Below are 17,803 nucleotides of genomic sequence, written 5' to 3' on the forward strand. Positions count from 1 at the left end.
TATGAAACCAATATTTAATATCTTATTATTTGCCTTTTTTATTTTAGTCTCTTCTTGTAAAGATTCAGAGGATCTTTTAGTACAAGAAAAAAACTATGTTGTGGCTTCTTCAAAAGTAGATTGCCAAGGTATTGGTCCTCAAAAATGCTACCTTATAAAAGAAAAAGACACCCAAGATTGGCAGTACTTTTACAGCACTATTATCGGATTTGAGCATGAAGAAGGTTTTGAATATGAGTTACTAATTTCTGAAAAAGAAGTTGAAAACCCGCCTCAAGACAGTTCTTCAATAGCATATACTTTATTAAAAGTAATTTCTAAAATTGAAAAAAAATCAGAAAATTTACCGAATTAAATGAACCTTAAACATTAATTATTAAACCTTAAATTATGAAAAAAATAGTATTATTATTAATTGGAATCCTTGTATTATCTTCTTGTTTAAACAATGACGAACCTAATTATAAATATGAATTTTTAAAAGTTGACAGTGCAGAAACTCCAGATAGTTTTACTTTTGGTGAAAAAGACACCATTAAAATTAAGTACACGTTGCTAAATGATTGCTACTCTTTCAATCATTTATATTACCAACCAGAAGACACGACAAGAGTTGTTGCCGTTACCGCATTGGTTACCTTAGATGGTGCTTGCGCAGAAGTTGCAAAACAAGAAGAATATTCTTTTGTAGTAGAAGCAAATCAAAAAGAAGACTATATTTTTAAGTTTTTTAAAGGGAAAGATGCTGATGACGTAAGTATTTTTGACGAAGTTATAATTCCTGTAAATTAGCAACATCAAACTAGAAAAACTCATACAGCAATGTTGCCAACAAAAGTTGGAAGCACAATCTAAAGTTTATCAATTATATGTTGATAAACTTTTTGTTGTTTGCTTAAAATATTCTAAAAACTACCAAGACGCAGAAGACACCTTACAAGACAGTTTTATTGTAATTTTTGATAAAATTAAACAGTATAAAAATAAGGGTTCCTTTGAAGGTTGGTTAAAACGAATAACCATAAATACTGCATTACAAAAGTACAGAACAACTACTCGTTTAGAAATTGTAGAGGAAGTTTTAGACCAAGACAGCATTGATGAAGTAGATTTTGATAACGAAAACCTAGAGGTCCATTTTTTACTGCAATTAATTCAACAATTACCAGACAGGTATCGTTTGGTTTTTAACCTGTATGTTTTAGATAATTACGCTCATAAAGAAATTGCTTCTTTATTGAAAATCTCTGAAGGAACCTCTAAATCTAACTTATCTAGAGCAAGAAAGATCTTAAAGAATCAACTAGAAATTCATCAACAAAAAGAACAAAATGCATAACTGATGGAAAATAAAAATATAGACCACTTATTTCAAGAAAAACTTAAAAATTTGGAGGCAACTCCAACTGATAAAGTGTGGAATAATGTTGCATCTAACCTAAAAACCAAAAAGCGTAGGGTATTACCAATATGGTGGTTTTCTAGCGGAATTGCAGCAATTTTAGTTGTTGGTCTCTTTATATTCCCTTTTTCAGAGAATGTTGCAACCGATACAAATGAGCAACCCATAATTATTGTAGCTCCAGAAATGAATACAGAAGATGTTAATACGATAAAAACAGCTCCTTATGTCACAAAAGAGAAAATTATAATTGTTGAAGAAAATAAAGTCCCAAAAAAGAAGCCTGTTCTTCAGAAAAAAAGAATAGTAATTGCAGACAGAATTCTAAATAATAGCGAAGAAGAAATCAAAGATACCGCTGGTAAAAATGACCTGAAGACCTTTTTATTAACTGATCAAAGAATTGATGAATCCTTAAAATTGAACAAAAAAGAAATAATTGCTGTTCAAGAAAAAACAGTTGTAACCAAGAAAACAACTGCTATCAATAAAAACAATAAGGAGGTTAAAAATACTAAAAAAGCTGTTTTAATGGCTGTTGAAAACGATGTTGAAGAGAAAGAAAATAGCACTAAAAAATCATGGACAGTTACACCCGTTGTTGCTGTTCTAAGCTCCAATTCTTTTTCTAACTCTTCTCCCTTAAATAAAGACTTAAAAAATTCTACGAAAGGGAATAATTCTTATTCTTACGGCGTACAAATTGGGTATCAACTCAATAAAAAATGGTCTGTCCAATCAGGTTTTCACTTACAAGAAATTCAGTTTTCTAATAATCAAATTGCTGTTGCTTCTACTGTTTCTAGTACTTCTAATGTTGTTTTTAATTCTGGAGACAATTATTCTTTAAACGGTACTTCTTCTGCAAATTTCGACTTAAATAAACTTTCTATAAACGCAGTAAGTTTAGACGGAAACTTAGCGCAAGAGTATGGGTATTTAGAAATTCCTGTAGAAATAAAATACAACTTATTAGAAAGTAAAAGGTTAAAAACAGAAATAGTAGCAGGATTTAGCTCTCTTTTTCTGAACAAAAATTCTGTAAACCTAAATGCTGGGGCGCTTTCTAGAACCGGTAAAGCAGATAATTTAAACAATCTTAATTTTAGTGGAAATTTAGGATTCGATTTTAATTATAAACTAGATAAAAACTGGGCATTACATTTAAACCCAATGTTTAAGACGCAGCTAAATACGTACAGTAAAAATGCAAACGGATTTAAACCTTATTTTATTGGTATTTATACAGGAATAAATTATAAATTTTAAACCGAACTAATCTTTATAAGATGACCAATTAACGATTTCTAAATACCATTAATCGTATTTATGAATGATCAAAAAAGCTTTTGTATAAATTGGCTTACTTTTTGATTTATGGTTAACAAGGCGTTATAAAAATAAAAAGAACAATGGAACTACTTGCAACAACTTACAGAACTTTAAGCGGTACAAAAGAGATTTTAGAGCTTCCGGTAAAGAAGAATTCACAGTGGATTATTTACAAAGATAATAAACCTTCTTTTTTTGTAGATTTCTACGATCTAAAAGAGGAATCGAACGCAATGATGAATAGCTTAGTCTTATGCTCTAAAAGAACTATAAGAGAAGCTTTGGTACTCATCAATAAGAAAAACAATATTCATTTATCTGTACCAAAAATATCTCGCTTAGGTTTTAGTAAAAAGATAAAATCTGAAGTTAAATATTTAGATTTAAAGCCAATCCCTAAAGAATGGTTAGCTTATTCTTTGTAGATTTTTACAACTAAATCACCCTTATCATTCATAGAAGCTCGGTACATTCCAGCGGTATTAAACTCAAAAGACATGTTTCCGTTTTTGTCTAAAGCAACAACGCCGCCCGTACCACCAAGTTTTGTTAACTTATTCTGAATCACATCTTTTGTAGCCTCCTTTAGCGTTTTTTGTTGATATTCCATTTGAGCAGAAATATCATACGCTACTTGACTTCTAATAAAATATTCTCCCCAGCCTGTAGAGGAAACTCCGCAAGTTAAATTATTTGCATACGTACCAGAACCAATAATTGGCGCATCACCAATTCTTCCCCAACGTTTATTTGTCATTCCACCAGTAGAGGTTCCTGCAGCAATATTTCCTTCTTTATCTAGGGCAACACAACCAACGGTACCAAATTTTGCATTCTTAATATCTGCATCATAAAAAGCAGCTTTTTTATCGTCGTGATCTAATGCCGTTGTTGTTTTATTTTTTATTCTTTGAAGCGATTGAAATCGTTTTTCTGTATAAAAATAACTAGGGTCAACAATTTCTAAACCTTTTTCTTTTGCAAATATAGATGCTCCTTCTCCTGAAAGCATCACATGATCTGAATCTGTCATAATTTTCACAGCCAATTCAATCGGACTTTTTACATTTTTTACACCAGCAACTGCACCAGCATTTAAAGTTTTACCATCCATAAAAGAAGCATCTAATTCGTTGGTTTCCTCATGGGTAAAAACAGCGCCTTTTCCTGCATTAAATAACGGAGATGCTTCCATTACCTGTATCGTTTTAACAACTGCTTCTTGACTTGTTCCTCCGTTTTTAAGAATGCTATAACCAGTTCTAATTGCTTCTTCTAATTTTATTTTGTATGCTTTTTCTTTTTCTTCGGATAAGTTTTTCTTTAAAATAGTTCCTGCGCCTCCATGAATTATAATTGCAAATTCATTTTATTTTGTAGGTGCTTTTTTTTCTTCGGAAGAGGATGCTACGTCATTTTTACATCCTAAAAAAATTAATAATACTACTGTCGTTAAAAATAATTGCTTCATAACTTTGTGTTTAAAATTAAACAATAATTATGTTTTTTGTTTAATTTATTTATATGTAAAATAATTCGTAAATTCGAACTTCTAAATTAAACAACTTAAACGGAACTACAAAATGACAGACTTTGGAATAAAAGAAGCATTACAAGAACTCGATTTAAAAGACATAAATAACGGAACTTCTACAGGTTCTAATAATTTTTCTAATGGAGAAGTCCTAGAAAGTTACTCTCCTGTTGATGGAAAGCTCATTGGAAAAGTAAAATCTACTACAAAAGAAGACTATGAAAAAGTGATGGAAGCAGCAACAAAAGCTTTTTTATCATTTAGAGATATGCCTGCTCCACAAAGAGGAGAAATTGTACGTCAGTTTGGTAATAAATTAAGAGAAAAAAAAGAAGCACTTGGTAAATTGGTTTCTTATGAAATGGGCAAAAGTTACCAAGAAGGTTTGGGTGAAGTACAAGAAATGATAGACATCTGCGATTTTGCAGTTGGTTTGTCTAGACAGTTAAACGGCCAAACAATACCGTCTGAACGCCCAGGACATGTAATGAGAGAGCAGTGGCACCCGATTGGTGTGGTTGGTATTATCTCTGCATTTAATTTTCCTGTTGCTGTTTGGGCTTGGAACACCTCATTAGCATGGATTTGTGGTGATGTGTGTGTTTGGAAAGGTTCTGAAAAAGCACCTTTATGCACTGTTGCTTGTCAGAATATTATTGCCGAAGTTATAAAAGAAAACAACTTACCAGAAGGAATTTCTAGTATTATAAACGGAGATTACAAAGTTGGTGAAATGATGACGAGTGATACTCGTATTCCGTTAGTTTCTGCAACGGGTTCTACCAAAATGGGTAGAATTGTTGGTGCAACTGTTGCGCAACGTTTCGGAAAATCTTTGTTAGAGTTAGGAGGAAATAACGCTATTATTATTACGCCAACTGCAGATTTAAAAGTAGTGGTTCCTGGCGCTGTTTTTGGTGCTGTTGGAACATGCGGACAACGTTGTACTTCTACAAGAAGACTTATTATTCACGAATCTGTGTATGATAAAGTAAGAGATGCAATTGTTGGTGCTTACGGACAAATTAAAATTGGAAACCCTTTAGACGAAAGCAACCATGTAGGGCCATTAATAGATAAAGACTCTGTAAATACGTATTTAGCTGCTATTGAAAAAGCGAAATCTGAAGGTGGAAATGTGTTAGTTGAAGGTGGTGTTCTAGAAGGAAAAGGCTACGAAAGTGGTTGTTACGTTAAACCAGCAATTATTGAAGCTGAAAATCATTTTGAAATTGTGCAACACGAAACTTTTGCGCCTATTTTATACTTAATGAAATATTCTGGTGAAGTAGAAAATGCTATTCAACAACAAAATGGTGTTGCGCAAGGTTTATCATCTGCTATTATGACCAATGAATTAAAAGAAGCTGAGAAGTTCTTGTCTTATGCTGGTTCAGATTGTGGTATCGCAAATGTAAATATTGGTACTTCTGGGGCAGAAATTGGTGGTGCTTTTGGTGGTGAAAAAGAAACTGGTGGTGGCCGTGAATCTGGTTCAGATGCTTGGAAAGTATACATGAGAAGACAAACAAATACTATTAATTATTCTGATGAGTTGCCTTTAGCACAAGGAATAAAGTTCGATTTGTAAACTGATTCTTATTATTTAACAATAAAAACCATCTCAATTGAGGTGGTTTTTTTGTTTGAAGAAGGTAATTAAAGTATTATGTCTATTTTTATGTGCACAAAAATAAATTATTTATGAAAAAAATTATTTACTTATTTATTATGCTAGGCATGTTATCATGTAAATCAGAAAAAACATACGATGTCGGTCAGATTATAACGCCAAAAGGAGAAATTCTAATTTGGTTACATGATGAAACACCAAATCACAAAGCAAGTTTTACACAATTAGCAAATGATGGCTATTGGGAAAATTATACATTTAATCGTGTAATTCCAAATTTCGTTGCTCAAGGCGGGTGCCCAGATACACCTGAAGGTTTTACAGACCCTGAGTATTTATTAGAACCAGAATTTAATGATAAATTAGTTCATGAATATGGTGCTGTAGGTGCTGGTAGAGATGACAACCCGAAAAAACTTTCTGCTAGATGTCAGTTTTACATTGTTCATAATAAAGAAGGTTTAAGTAGGTTAGATGGTGATTATACCATTTTCGGGAAAGTAATTAAGGGTATGGATATTGTAGCTGCCATTATAAATGTACAACGCGATTCTACAAACACACCACTTACAGCTATTTCACTAAATGTAAATATGATTAAAATGAAAACGTCTGAATTGGAAAAAGTGTATCCAAAAGGGATGAATCATTTAACCAAAGCAATGCTTTAACATCCTTGGAAAAAGAAACTAGTAATGAATGTAAATTCTAGACCTGATGCTTGACATATACGTTAGGAAACATAAAAATACTATTAGTTATTCTGATGAGTTGTCTTTAGAACAAGGAATTAAATTCAATTTATAAATATCATCTTGTAAATTTCAATCTAATGGAAGTAGAGGAATTATTTTAAATTTTACAAATAAAAAATTACCGTTAAGCTCAGTGCTATTCAACTTCATTCTACTGTTTTTACAATAGGTTGTTTTTAAACACCTAGCTTCTCTAAACGAAGCGTACAGTGTGGAGAATACATTTTAATACCCGCTTCTTTTGTTAAGAATAAGTTCTTGTGCTAAAACGAATGAAGCAACAATTTTTTTTTTAAAATGGATGCAAAAAAAAAGACTGGAATAAACCAGTCTTTTTAAATATTATAAATTTTATATAACTTAATTTTTTAAAGCTTCTGCTCCACCAACAATTTCTAAAATTTCATTGGTAATAGCTGCTTGACGTGCTTTGTTATAAGTCAACAATAAATCGTCTCTTAAATCGGTTGCGTTGTCTGTTGCTTTGTGCATTGCAGTCATTCTTGCTCCGTGTTCTGAAGCAAAACTATCTCTTAATGCTTTATATAATTGAGTTTTTAAAGATTTAGGAATCAAAGCTTCCACAATTTCTTCTTTAGAAGGCTCAAAAATATAATCAGAATTAGCTGCATTTACATCTCCACCTTCAATAGGTTTAATAGGTAAAAATTGCTCTACTTGTGGCAATTGTGTTGCTGCATTCTTAAATTGATTGTAAACAAGTTCTATTTTGTCATAAGTACCATCAACATATAGTTCCATTAACTTTTCTGCAACTGCTGCTACATTATCAAAAGTTAAATCGTCGAAAATATCATTTCTAGTTGCAACAATGTTATATTGTTTAGACAAAACATCACCACCTTTCTTACCGATCGCAAATAAATCTACTTCAACATCACTGTATTTTTCTTCGATTGTTCTTACAGTTGTTTTAGTGATAGAAGAATTAAAACCTCCACATAAACCTCTATTAGAAGTAATAACCACTAATAAAACCTTAGAAATTTCTCTCTCTTTAGAATAGGTTCCACCAACATCACCTTCTGAAGTTGCACTTAAATTTTGCAACAATTCAGTTAGTTTAGATGAATATGGTCTCATTGCCGTAATTGCATCTTGTGCTTTTTTCAATTTTGCAGCAGATACCATTTTCATGGCAGATGTAATCTGCATTGTTGATTTAATAGAAGTAATTCTATTACGTATTTCTTTTAAGTTTGCCATGCTATTGGAATTTTGAAATTCCCGCTTTCACGGGAATCACAACTATATGTTAAGCAAAATGCTTCGATATTTTTTCAGCTGCTGCTTCTAAGACAGCAATAGTTTCTGGTGTTAATTTACCAGATTTCAATACATCTAAAGTATCTCTATGTTTTGCGTTTAAGTATTCGATATATTCTTTTTCGAATTTCTTTACTTGGTTTACAGGAACATCTCTTAATAAGTTCTTAGAACCAGCATAGATAATTGCAATTTGATCTTCTACAGAGAAAGGATCATTTTGTGCTTGTTTTAAAATTTCAACATTACGTTGTCCTTTAGAAATAACACTCATTGTTGCAGCATCTAAATCTGAACCAAACTTAGCAAACGCTTCTAGTTCACGATACTGCGCTTGATCTAATTTTAAAGTACCAGATACTTTTTTCATTGCTTTAATCTGAGCGTTACCACCAACACGAGATACAGAAATACCTACGTTAATTGCTGGACGAACACCAGAGTTAAATAAATCTCCATCTAAGAAAATTTGACCATCTGTAATCGAAATTACGTTTGTTGGAATGTATGCTGATACATCACCTGCTTGTGTTTCAATAATTGGCAATGCAGTTAAAGAACCTCCACCTTTTACAATTCCTTTCATAGAATCTGGTAAATCGTTCATTTCACTTGCTATCTTGTCATCATTAATAACTTTTGCAGCTCTTTCTAATAATCTTGAGTGTAAGTAAAATACATCTCCTGGATATGCTTCACGCCCCGGTGGTCTTCTTAATAATAAAGAAATTTCACGGTATGCAACTGCTTGTTTAGATAAATCATCAAAAACAATTAAGGCTGGTCTACCAGTATCTCTAAAAAATTCTCCAATTGCAGCTCCAGCAAATGGTGCATATACTTGCATTGCTGCAGGATCTGATGCATTTGCTGCTACGATTGTAGTATACGCCATTGCGCCTTTTTCTTCTAACATATTTGCAATTGCTGCAACTGTAGAAGCTTTCTGACCGATAGCTACATATATACAATATACTGTTTCACCAGCATCGTAAAATTCTTTTTGATTTAAAATAGTATCTAAAGCAACGGTAGATTTACCTGTTTGTCTGTCTCCAATGATTAACTCACGTTGACCTCTACCAACAGGAATCATTGCATCAATAGATTTAATACCAGTTTGTAATGGTTCTGTAACCGGCTCTCTATAGATAACACCTGGCGCTCTGCGCTCTAAAGGCATTTCATAAGTAGTTCCTTCAATCGGTCCTTTACCATCGATAGGATTCCCTAAAGTATCTACAACACGTCCTACAATTCCTTCACCTGTTTTTAAAGAAGCAATTCTTTCTGTACGTTTTACCGTAGAACCTTCTCTAATTGCAGTTGATGCACCTAATAATACAACACCTACGTTGTCTTCTTCTAAGTTTAATACGATACCTTCTAATCCGTCTTCGAATTGTACTAGCTCACCATATTGAACATTAGATAGACCGTAAACACGTGCGATACCATCACCTACTTGTAAAACAGTTCCTACTTCGTTTAAAGTAGCTTTCGTTTCGAAATTTGTTAACTGTTGCTTTAAAATTGCTGAAACTTCAGCTGGTTTAATACTTGCCATCTTATATGATTTGATGTAAAATTAAATTTTTGGAATGAAATGACTATTGTCAAATTCTTTTCTTAATTCGTTTAAATAATTAGAGATACTTGCGTCATATTGCACATCTCCAACACGTAAAATAAACCCTCCTAAAATAGCCGGATTTATAACATTTTCTAAATTTGCTTTTAGACCTGTTAAAGTTACAATTTTATCTAAAACTAACTTCTCTACCTCTTCAGTTAAAGCAACTGCTGTAGTTACCACGGCAACTTGTGTGTGCTTTAAGTGATCAAAAACAATTGCATATTTTAAAGCAATCGATTTTAACATTGCAATTCTCTTATTGTCTTTTAATAAGTGAAACATGCCTAATGTAATGTTATTTACCTTACCGTCAAACAATGCATTTAGAACATTAATTTTGTCTGTTGCTTTAACAATAGGGCTTCTTAACATTACCTCTAAATCTTTATTCTCTGCAATTGTAGCAGCTATTAATGACATATCATCATTAACTGCAAATTCAGACTTAGAGTCTGTTGCAAGATTTAAGATTGCTTTGGCGTAACGTAATGCTGCTCTTCCGTCTTTCATTTATGCTTAATTTAAAGTAACATCCTTTAAGATTCCTTCAACTAATTCTAGTTGATCTTTCTTATTAGATAATTCTTTCTTAATTACAGTTTCTGCAATACCAATAGACAATTCTGCAACGCTCTTTTTAATTTCGGCCAGTGCAGATTGCTTTTCTTGCTGAATAGATGCTTGTGCTTTTTCTATTAAAGCAGAAGTAACTTCTTTTGCATCTTCTTTCGCTTCAGAAATTATACTGTCTTTAATTTCTCTAGCTTCCTTCATCATTGCATCTCTTTCTGCTCTAGCTTCTTTGATTAACCTATCATTATCTGCTTGCAAATTCTGCATTTCTTTACGTGCATTTTCAGCAGCTTTTAAGGCATCTTCAATACCTGTTTCTCTTTCTTCTAATGAATTTAAAATTGGCTTCCAAGCAAATTTTTTCATCAAAAATAATAAAATTATTAAGATAACAAGTTGCATAAAGAACAACCCTGGTGAAAAATCGTTTAATAAAGTTTCCATTCTATAAACTAATTATATTGTTTTTTTGTTTAATTTAAAAACACCTTCTGTAACCAACCGTTACAGAAAAGTGTTTTTGTTCTTTTTTTAGGAAATTACTATTTCCCTAAGATTAATGCACCAAATGCTAAACCTTCTAATAAGGCACCAATGATGATCATTGCAGTTTGAATTTTACCAGCTGCTTCAGGTTGACGCGCAATACTTTCCATTGCTTTACCACCGATTTGACCTAATCCAATTCCTCCTCCGATTACGATTAATCCTGCTCCAATTAAATTGTACATACTAATTGATTTTTAAATATATTAATTAAACAAATTCTAATTCTCTTCTATACTCAACTTTCGTTAAGATTTTAATGATGCTCGTGTTCTTCAACAGCCATCCCAATAAATAACGATGATAACATCGTAAAAATAAATGCTTGTAAAAAGGCTACTAAAATTTCAATAACCATGATAAACAAAGCCAATGCTAAAGATATTCCTGTAGATGCTACGGGACCGAATGCTTCTTTTAATGTTACCATTAATGCAATTAAACTCATAACTACAAAGTGACCTGCTGTAATATTTGCAAACAAACGCACCAATAATGAGAATGGCTTAATTAAAATAAAACCTGCCAATTCTATTATTGCTAATATTGGTCTTAAAATATAAGGTACACCTGGCATCCATAATGTATGTGCCCAAAAATCTCTAGTACCATTTGTTAAGTAAATTACCATTGTAAATAATGCCAAACAAACTGTTACTGCTATTTGCCCTGTTACATTAAAACCTAATGGAGTTAAGCCTAATAAGTTCAAAATCCAAATAAAGAAAAACACCGTTAATAAAAAGCTCATGAACTTTTTATATTTCTTTTCGCCTATATTTGGTCTTGCTATTTCGTCTCTAACGTAAATAACTAGAGGTTCTAAAACACGTCCGAAACCTTTTGGCACTTCTCTTGTTTTGTATTGTTTTGCTAATCTAGAGAATCCTAAAAACATTAAAAGACCTGCAAATAAAATACCTACAACGCTTTTAGTAATTGAAAAATCTAGCGTTTTGTGTGCATTTGTTGCATGATGCGCTTCGTCAAAAGAAACAACGGTAGCTCCTTTATCTATTTCATAAATCTGGCTATGAATCTTCGCGAATTTTAATCCTTTCTTCTCTACAATTACATGACCATCATCATTATGATGAAATTCTGATGACATAAAAGCAACCAAACCTTCACTTGACCAAATAATTACTGGTAAAGAAAACCCAAAGTGCTTTCTTTCTCCTGAATCTGTCGAATACGAGAAAAACGTAAAGTCGTGAGAGTCTTTAAGGTGATGTTTAATATAAGCCTTTACTTCTGCTTGAGTATTTACTTGACCACCGTCTTTTTGGGGATGGTCTTTTCTGTCTGCTTCTGATGCAAAAGTTGTACTTGTAATAACCGCTATTACTGCTATTGTAAGAAACCTGATTGTTTTTTGTGCAATCTTCATTGTAAAAATACGCTTTCTAAATTCGCCGCAAAGGTACGCAATAATTCAAAAGTACAAACTTTTTTTTAAAAATAAAATTTAATGCTTTCTGTTCATTATTTTCACAACAAAAAACACTTCTGTTAATAAAAAAATAAATGTCGGCACTAACAGTGATAGTTTTGCAGCTGTTGCTAAGTTTTCCCCTTTAATTATAGCTTGATAAAAGGTTGCCGAAAACAACACTATTTTTATTAACATGGTTCCTAAGTATATAAAACCTAGTTGCTCTAGCAACTTATTAACAGTATGTAAGAGTACTATATTAATACAAACTAGTATAGAAAAACCTGCATGGAATTGGTACAATTTCTTTATGGAAAAAGGAACAGTTATTCCTATATTTTCTAAAATTTCGGTATGTATAAACACGCCAACAAAATATAAGGCAATAAAAACTAAAAGTATGCTTAAAACCCTTTTAATCATTTATTTTATTTGCTTGTTTAATAAGTGCATATGTTGCTATGAAAACAGCAATTAGAGTAATTGTTGCCGTTAAAAAAGTAGTTGTAAATTTTTTATCTAACCATTCTCCTAATAGAAAACCTAAATAAATAGTCAACCCCATTTGCAAACCTGCTCCAGAAAGTTGAATCGCTTTATTAAGCGGTTTTTTCTGCGTATTTTTTTGTTTCATGTGCTTTGTTTAATTCTTTTAAAGCTCCTTTCATTGCACAGGTTGCATTAAATGTTGCTCCTGGCTCTATAGATAGTTTACCTATAACAACGTCTCCAGATATGTTTGCAGTCGCTTTTATTGTTAATGTGTTTGCTACAGAAAGTTGGCCAGAAAACGCACCTTCTATATCTGCGTTTGCACATTCTACATTCCCTTTAATTAAACCTTCTACACCAATAATAACTCTACCTTTAGTTTTTAAAATCCCTTCTAAAACACCATCAATTCTAAAGTCTCCGTCTGATGTAATATCTCCTACAAATGTTGAGTTTTTTGCAATAACGTTTCTTTCCATAGTTCTAGGTTTTCCTTTTTGCATTTCTTGTTTCTTATCCTTATTTTTAAACATAACTATCTGTTTAATTGTTTTAAGATTTCCTTTGCTTTCTCCCCTTCTTCTGTATTTCCATAGTTAATTGCTACAAATTCTAATGCTTCTTTATAAATTTCTTTATCTAAATATTTGCCAATTGCATAGGCTTTTAAAAGCTCGAATTTCGGTTTTAGTTTAGAGTTGGTAATTGTTGGTAACGCTTTATTTATATTTACTAAAACTTCTTTGTACGCTCCTTTTTTATATAAATAGTATAATTTCTTATAACTTTCTTCGATCTCATTTACCTTTTCATCTTCTTCAAATTTTTTCTCAGGATTTTTTATAATTTGAGCGAAAACTGTAGTAGCATATTTTGTAAGGATTACATCTTTATAAATAGTAGCTTTTTCTATTTCACCTAAATCTTTATAAACCTGGTATAAATGCCAGTTAATTGGAAGCACTAATTCTTTTCTTGGGTTTAATTCGGCTACTCTTTCTAATCTTTTGATTGCTAAACCCGGATTCTTAAACTGCTCTTTATAAATTAAACCTAATTCATATAAAGCCTGATTTCTATCAATCTTTAAAGTATCTATTTTTTGTTTTTCTGTTGGAATAGTTTCTAGATAACTAGCCAAATCATACCTGGTATCTTTTACAACAATTGCTACAGAATCTTTATCTACACCACCAAAAGTTTCACTTGCAGACCAACGCCAATTATCTTCTAACTTTCTATCTCCCCAAATTTTCTGAAATTCCGTTTTACCAAAACCGAGCGTTTGAGTATTGTAAAAATACCATTTCCCTTTATTTGCCGATTGTAAAAAACCTGTTGTACTGCCGAAAGAAATCTGATTTAATCTTAACTGCGCAGCTTCTTCATCCTTCTTTTTTAAGTCTTCTATATACTTTTGAAAAAATGCCTCTTGGGCTGTTTTAGACAAAGATGCAATTCTAACAATACTATCATTTACGGCAACTACCTCTTCAAACTTAATTAAAGAAGCTAAGTTTTTATATTTTCTTTTTACGCGCCTAACTCGCAAACTTAAAGTATCATTAGAAACATTTAAAACACTGTCATAATAACTACTTGCAAATTGGTATGCTGCGTTTTTAAAATACAAATCACCTAAGTTCTCATAAGTAAAACTCTTTTGTTTGTCCTCTCCGTATTCGGCTCTTAAAGACTTATTGTAATATTCTAAGGCTAGTGAAATGCTATCTTTTTTCTCATGCAAAGCACCAACCTGATAATACAATTGATCTAAATAAGGTCTGTTGTCTCTATCTTTAATCAGTTTTAATAATTTCTTTAAAACACTAGATGAAAGCGAATCATTCGCTGCATTTTTTGCCAATTCTATATTTGCGTGAATTTTATATTTATAAGGCGCTTTTCTAAATGCTGTTAATTGATTGAACACTATTGCTGCAGAATCTTTTTTATTCTCATTGGCATATAACTGCCCCAGCACAAACATATTTCTTGCGGCTTGCGCTTTATTTTTTTGAGTTCTAATAGCTCGTGTTAAGTGGTTTTTCGCTTTTTGTAAACTGTCTGACTGCATATAAGCCATTGCCAAAGCAGTATTTGCTTGCTCCTTTATTTCGTCTGGTAAATCCACTTCTAAAGTATCTTTTACTACTAATAAAAGTTTTAAGGTTTCAATTGCAAATTCTTCATTATTCATTCTAATGTTTGCTTTTGCACGCCAAATTTTAGTTTCTGCAATTAAATTTGCATCTGGGTAGTTTGCGATTACGTAATTAAAAGCCTCTACTGCTGGAACAAAACGCTGTGAATAATAACGTGCTTTTCCTAACAACAAATAAGCATCATCTATTTGACGGTTTCTCTCTAAACCATTAATGTTCATGCCATGTCTCTGAATTGCTTTTACTGCTTTTTCTTCTGCTTTTTCAAAAGGACCAGATGGTTTATTTGTAGCTTCTTCGTTTTCATCTCCTCCAAAACCTGCTCCAGGACCATTATTTTTAAAAGTGGGTGCCACAATTTTACGATCATCAAAGACAATTGGTTCTATGGGTAATTGCTGAAACCAATCGTCTTTATAACCTTGATTAATAGCTTCAATTCCTTTTTCAAAAGCTTCTTCACCGTTAAATAAAATATTAAAATGCGATGTTAATGCATGGTAATTTCTACTAAGAACAGTATCTTTTTTGGTGCTACAAGCATAGGCTGTTAAGAGAATAACAGTAAAAAGAAGTATTTTTTTGATGTGTTTCATAAATTAAAAAACTCTTATATCAAACTAATTTCTTATGAAAATAGTATAAGTAAGCATGTAAAAATAGTGATAAAATAAGAATAGAGAGAAAAGTGAGTGATAATTGTGTTTTTTATCTCTTATTATTTTAAAATGAAACCTTTGTTCATTACTAGAAACAAGGCAACCGCTAATTAATAGAGAGATTGCTTTGTTCCTGCCAATGGCAATTATTTACCTACAACGCAAAATAGCTTTCTAATTCTTTTAAAGTTTCTTCGGATGTTTTTATGTCTTTTACAACAATCCCTTTATCTAAAACCACAATACGCTCGCAAACTTCGGTTACGTGTGTTAAATCGTGACTCGAAACTAAAACAGTAACTTCTTTATTTTCTGTTAGTTTTTTAATGATTTGTTTTAATCTAATTTGAGTTGTTGGGTCTAGATTTGCAAAAGGTTCATCTAAGATTACAACTTTCGGATTTCCCATCATAGCAGCCACAATTCCTGCTTTTTTCTGATTTCCTTTACTTAAATCTCTTAAATATTTCTTCTTTCCAATAATTTCTCCGTTAAAGAAATCTTCAAACTGAGCAATAAAACTAGCAACATCTGCTGTGTTCATTCCTCTTAAATCACCTATAAAATCAAAATATTCTTCTGGTGTTAAATAGGTTATCAGAAAAGATTCATCAATAAAAGAACCTGTAAAATTTTTCCAATCTTCACTTTGGCTAACTACAATATTGTTGTTCGTAACCGAACCTGTTGTTGGTCTAATTAGATCTAAAAGTATGTTAAATAATGTTGTTTTTCCTGCACCATTATTTCCTACCAAACCAAAACTTTGGCCTGTTGGTATGGCTACTTTTTCTACATTTAAAACTTCTGTTTTCCCGTATTTTTTTGAAATTGTATCTATTGTAATCATTGTATTTTCTTTTAAGTTGAAACTATGCTTCTTTTCCAAAAGCGTTAATCATAACGTATTTATTTTTTATATACTTTTTCTCTATAAAATTGAGCGCATATTTTTTACAAAGCAAGCCGATAACACCAATTGCTGCAACAACAATATACCCAGAATTTCCGCCAACAAACTTGTCGAAAACCCAAAAAAGTAACATTGGCAAAAGCATTAGAGGAATAATAATTAGAAATTGTGTGGCACTTGTACCTTGTGTGTTTCCAAATCCACTTTTATTTAAGTCGATTCTTTTTCTATTAAACGAACCTGCGTATAATAAGAAAAGTGAATTAAAGCCGATGTTAAATATTGCGCCAGCAGTAATCATTAAGAAAATATCTAATCCGAAATATAAATAAGGGAAACTTAATAAATATAAAAAGGAAGTCATCACCACCATTAAAATCCATTTAGACTCTAAGAACTTTCTGTATTTAAAACTCTGACTCATTAACATCTTATAGTGTGCGCTGTCCCAGGCAGGAATAAACTGACCATAATTTAACGCAAAACCACCCGTAATAAATAACGACGCAAACATTAACATTGCTGGTACTTCATTAAGCGATTTCTGAGTGAAGAAAATCAACCCATAAAAAAGAAATAAGAACGACATTAAAAAGACCGTTTTTGTTCTTTTGTTTCTCCAAATTAAACGCATGTCGTTTTTTATAAATGGCGCTACATCTCCTAATTTATCGGCAAAAGATAAATCTGCCGAAGTTGCTTCTTCTACTTTTTGAGAAACGGCTTCATCTAAATAAACAAGATTTCTTAATTGTTTATAGTTTAAATTATATAAGATTGCTAAAATGGCAACGCCAATTAAAGAAAACATAGGATTTGCATATACAGCGTCAAAGACTTGCCCACCAAATGCACTTACATCATAAATGCCAAACTTTTGCAAACCAATTAACGAAACTAAAATAACCACAATTGCACCTAAAGCAATATTATTTTTATTGATTAAAAAATTTAAGAAATTCACAGCTTGAATCATTAAAATAATAGTAAACAACCAACCTAAAACACCCGCTACGTCATAACCTTCTTTAATTAAAACAATTGCAAAAGGAATGTAGAAAAACAATCCTAAAAAATTGAAGAAAGAAAACGAAGATTTTGCCAAAATATAATGCACCAACTTACTTCTCTTAATTGGTAGCATTAATAATGGTTTAATATTCATTACGGGCAATTTCTGCATGAGATATCTAAAAATTAAATCTCCTAAAACTGCATAGAGTAAATACCCATTTACAAGTTGTAGCGGGTCTGATTCTGGAAATTCTTTCTTTAGAATATAATAACCACCAACACCAATTGCTAAAAAGGAAACTATAAAATAAAGAGCTAAAAAAGCCATAATTATTTTTAAAGCAATGCCTTTTCCAAAAGATGCCGAACGAAAAAATTGCTTCCATTCTAATTTTAAAAAGCGTACAGTCATAAGTTTAGTAAATTA

At 31.7% G+C, this 17,803-nt stretch carries 19 protein-coding genes and 1 pseudogene; 7 read left to right on the top strand and 13 right to left on the bottom strand.

The genetic code is table 11. The features are described from left to right. Position 1: 1 nt before the first annotated feature. The 5 genes from ES045_RS01590 to ES045_RS01610 all read left to right on the top strand — a co-directional run bounded on the left by ES045_RS01590 (position 2) and on the right by ES045_RS01610 (position 3,159). The gene (locus tag ES045_RS01590; RefSeq protein ID WP_147111332.1) at positions 2–355 is read left to right on the top strand and encodes a DUF4377 domain-containing protein; all 354 of its coding nucleotides are present in this window, start codon (positions 2–4) and stop codon (positions 353–355) included. A gap of 35 nt (positions 356–390) precedes the next feature. Further along, entirely contained in the window at positions 391–792 is a 402-nt protein-coding gene (locus tag ES045_RS01595) for a hypothetical protein (RefSeq protein ID WP_147111335.1), read from the top strand. 22 nt (positions 793–814) lie between these two features. Beyond that, positions 815–1,339 (top strand): RNA polymerase sigma factor, encoded by a 525-nt coding sequence (locus ES045_RS01600; RefSeq protein ID WP_317131295.1) that lies wholly within the window; start codon positions 815–817, stop codon positions 1,337–1,339. Between the two features lie 3 nt (positions 1,340–1,342). Next, the gene (locus tag ES045_RS01605) at positions 1,343–2,671 is read left to right on the top strand and encodes an outer membrane beta-barrel protein (RefSeq protein WP_147111341.1); all 1,329 of its coding nucleotides are present in this window, start codon (positions 1,343–1,345) and stop codon (positions 2,669–2,671) included. A 143-nt stretch (positions 2,672–2,814) separates the two neighbouring features. Then, a complete protein-coding gene (locus tag ES045_RS01610; RefSeq protein ID WP_147111344.1) occupies positions 2,815–3,159 on the top strand; it encodes a hypothetical protein in 345 nt (114 codons plus the stop codon). On the opposite strand, the pseudogene ES045_RS01615 reads toward ES045_RS01610, so the two are convergent. Further along, positions 3,147–4,205, bottom strand: a pseudogene (locus tag ES045_RS01615) (isoaspartyl peptidase/L-asparaginase family protein). The gene ES045_RS01610 and the pseudogene ES045_RS01615 overlap by 13 nt on opposite strands. 112 nt (positions 4,206–4,317) lie before the next feature. Here ES045_RS01615 and ES045_RS01620 point away from each other — a divergent pair. Both ES045_RS01620 and ES045_RS01625 read left to right on the top strand, forming a co-directional pair. Beyond that, a complete protein-coding gene (locus tag ES045_RS01620) occupies positions 4,318–5,859 on the top strand; it encodes an aldehyde dehydrogenase family protein (protein ID WP_147111347.1) in 1,542 nt (513 codons plus the stop codon). A 113-nt stretch (positions 5,860–5,972) separates the two neighbouring features. Continuing rightward, a complete protein-coding gene (locus ES045_RS01625; protein ID WP_147111350.1) occupies positions 5,973–6,572 on the top strand; it encodes a peptidylprolyl isomerase in 600 nt (199 codons plus the stop codon). 444 nt (positions 6,573–7,016) lie between these two features. Here ES045_RS01625 and atpG read toward each other — a convergent pair whose 3' ends face one another. From atpG to ES045_RS01685, 12 genes are all read right to left on the bottom strand, one after another. Then, entirely contained in the window at positions 7,017–7,883 is an 867-nt protein-coding gene (gene atpG, locus ES045_RS01630) for an ATP synthase F1 subunit gamma (protein WP_147111353.1), read from the bottom strand. Positions 7,884–7,932: 49 nt separating this feature from the next. Next, positions 7,933–9,510: a F0F1 ATP synthase subunit alpha gene (gene atpA, locus ES045_RS01635; protein WP_147111356.1), complete on the bottom strand. Its 1,578-nt coding sequence runs from the start codon at positions 9,508–9,510 to the stop codon at positions 7,933–7,935. 21 nt (positions 9,511–9,531) lie between these two features. Continuing rightward, a complete protein-coding gene (atpH, locus tag ES045_RS01640; RefSeq protein WP_147111358.1) occupies positions 9,532–10,089 on the bottom strand; it encodes an ATP synthase F1 subunit delta in 558 nt (185 codons plus the stop codon). A 6-nt stretch (positions 10,090–10,095) separates the two neighbouring features. Continuing rightward, positions 10,096–10,596 (bottom strand): F0F1 ATP synthase subunit B, encoded by a 501-nt coding sequence (locus tag ES045_RS01645; RefSeq protein WP_147111361.1) that lies wholly within the window; start codon positions 10,594–10,596, stop codon positions 10,096–10,098. Positions 10,597–10,694: 98 nt separating this feature from the next. Then, positions 10,695–10,883 carry an ATP synthase F0 subunit C gene (atpE, locus tag ES045_RS01650; protein WP_054727931.1) on the bottom strand — a complete coding sequence of 63 codons (189 nt, stop codon included), beginning with the start codon at positions 10,881–10,883 and terminating at the stop codon, positions 10,695–10,697. A 71-nt stretch (positions 10,884–10,954) separates the two neighbouring features. Continuing rightward, positions 10,955–12,088, bottom strand: a complete 1,134-nt coding sequence (atpB, locus tag ES045_RS01655) for a F0F1 ATP synthase subunit A (RefSeq protein WP_147111363.1) — start codon at positions 12,086–12,088, stop codon at positions 10,955–10,957. A 78-nt stretch (positions 12,089–12,166) separates the two neighbouring features. Then, positions 12,167–12,556: a DUF6168 family protein gene (locus ES045_RS01660; protein ID WP_147111366.1), complete on the bottom strand. Its 390-nt coding sequence runs from the start codon at positions 12,554–12,556 to the stop codon at positions 12,167–12,169. Next, positions 12,549–12,767: an AtpZ/AtpI family protein gene (locus ES045_RS01665; RefSeq protein ID WP_100946807.1), complete on the bottom strand. Its 219-nt coding sequence runs from the start codon at positions 12,765–12,767 to the stop codon at positions 12,549–12,551. Before ES045_RS01665 ends, ES045_RS01660 begins: the two co-directional genes overlap by 8 nt. Beyond that, positions 12,733–13,158, bottom strand: coding sequence for a polymer-forming cytoskeletal protein (locus ES045_RS01670; RefSeq protein ID WP_147111371.1), 426 nt, complete (start codon positions 13,156–13,158; stop codon positions 12,733–12,735). Before ES045_RS01670 ends, ES045_RS01665 begins: the two co-directional genes overlap by 35 nt. Positions 13,159–13,160: 2 nt before the next feature. Further along, positions 13,161–15,386, bottom strand: a complete 2,226-nt coding sequence (locus tag ES045_RS01675; protein ID WP_147111374.1) for a tetratricopeptide repeat protein — start codon at positions 15,384–15,386, stop codon at positions 13,161–13,163. A 217-nt stretch (positions 15,387–15,603) separates the two neighbouring features. Beyond that, positions 15,604–16,299, bottom strand: coding sequence for an ABC transporter ATP-binding protein (locus ES045_RS01680; protein WP_147111377.1), 696 nt, complete (start codon positions 16,297–16,299; stop codon positions 15,604–15,606). Between the two features lie 22 nt (positions 16,300–16,321). Next, positions 16,322–17,788, bottom strand: coding sequence for a DUF5687 family protein (locus ES045_RS01685; RefSeq protein WP_147111380.1), 1,467 nt, complete (start codon positions 17,786–17,788; stop codon positions 16,322–16,324). Between the last annotated feature and the right edge of the window lie 15 nt (positions 17,789–17,803).

The sequence above is a fragment of the Polaribacter sp. IC073 genome (assembly GCF_007997075.1).
Taxonomy (GTDB): Bacteria; Bacteroidota; Bacteroidia; order Flavobacteriales; family Flavobacteriaceae; genus Polaribacter.

Excerpts from the sequence above, each read along its gene's own strand:
- ES045_RS01590 (WP_147111332.1), top strand. The coding sequence starts at position 2 with ATGAAACCAATATTTAATATCTTATTATTTGCCTTTTTTATTTTAGTC.
- ES045_RS01595 (WP_147111335.1), top strand. The coding sequence starts at position 391 with ATGAAAAAAATAGTATTATTATTAATTGGAATCCTTGTATTATCTTCT.
- ES045_RS01605 (WP_147111341.1), top strand. The coding sequence starts at position 1,343 with ATGGAAAATAAAAATATAGACCACTTATTTCAAGAAAAACTTAAAAAT.
- ES045_RS01610 (WP_147111344.1), top strand. The coding sequence starts at position 2,815 with ATGGAACTACTTGCAACAACTTACAGAACTTTAAGCGGTACAAAAGAG.
- ES045_RS01620 (WP_147111347.1), top strand. The coding sequence starts at position 4,318 with ATGACAGACTTTGGAATAAAAGAAGCATTACAAGAACTCGATTTAAAA.
- ES045_RS01625 (WP_147111350.1), top strand. The coding sequence starts at position 5,973 with ATGAAAAAAATTATTTACTTATTTATTATGCTAGGCATGTTATCATGT.
- atpG (WP_147111353.1), bottom strand. The coding sequence starts at position 7,883 with ATGGCAAACTTAAAAGAAATACGTAATAGAATTACTTCTATTAAATCA.
- atpA (WP_147111356.1), bottom strand. The coding sequence starts at position 9,510 with ATGGCAAGTATTAAACCAGCTGAAGTTTCAGCAATTTTAAAGCAACAG.
- atpH (WP_147111358.1), bottom strand. The coding sequence starts at position 10,089 with ATGAAAGACGGAAGAGCAGCATTACGTTACGCCAAAGCAATCTTAAAT.
- ES045_RS01645 (WP_147111361.1), bottom strand. The coding sequence starts at position 10,596 with ATGGAAACTTTATTAAACGATTTTTCACCAGGGTTGTTCTTTATGCAA.
- atpE (WP_054727931.1), bottom strand. The coding sequence starts at position 10,883 with ATGTACAATTTAATTGGAGCAGGATTAATCGTAATCGGAGGAGGAATT.
- atpB (WP_147111363.1), bottom strand. The coding sequence starts at position 12,088 with ATGAAGATTGCACAAAAAACAATCAGGTTTCTTACAATAGCAGTAATA.
- ES045_RS01660 (WP_147111366.1), bottom strand. The coding sequence starts at position 12,556 with ATGATTAAAAGGGTTTTAAGCATACTTTTAGTTTTTATTGCCTTATAT.
- ES045_RS01665 (WP_100946807.1), bottom strand. The coding sequence starts at position 12,767 with ATGAAACAAAAAAATACGCAGAAAAAACCGCTTAATAAAGCGATTCAA.
- ES045_RS01670 (WP_147111371.1), bottom strand. The coding sequence starts at position 13,158 with ATGTTTAAAAATAAGGATAAGAAACAAGAAATGCAAAAAGGAAAACCT.
- ES045_RS01675 (WP_147111374.1), bottom strand. The coding sequence starts at position 15,386 with ATGAAACACATCAAAAAAATACTTCTTTTTACTGTTATTCTCTTAACA.
- ES045_RS01680 (WP_147111377.1), bottom strand. The coding sequence starts at position 16,299 with ATGATTACAATAGATACAATTTCAAAAAAATACGGGAAAACAGAAGTT.
- ES045_RS01685 (WP_147111380.1), bottom strand. The coding sequence starts at position 17,788 with ATGACTGTACGCTTTTTAAAATTAGAATGGAAGCAATTTTTTCGTTCG.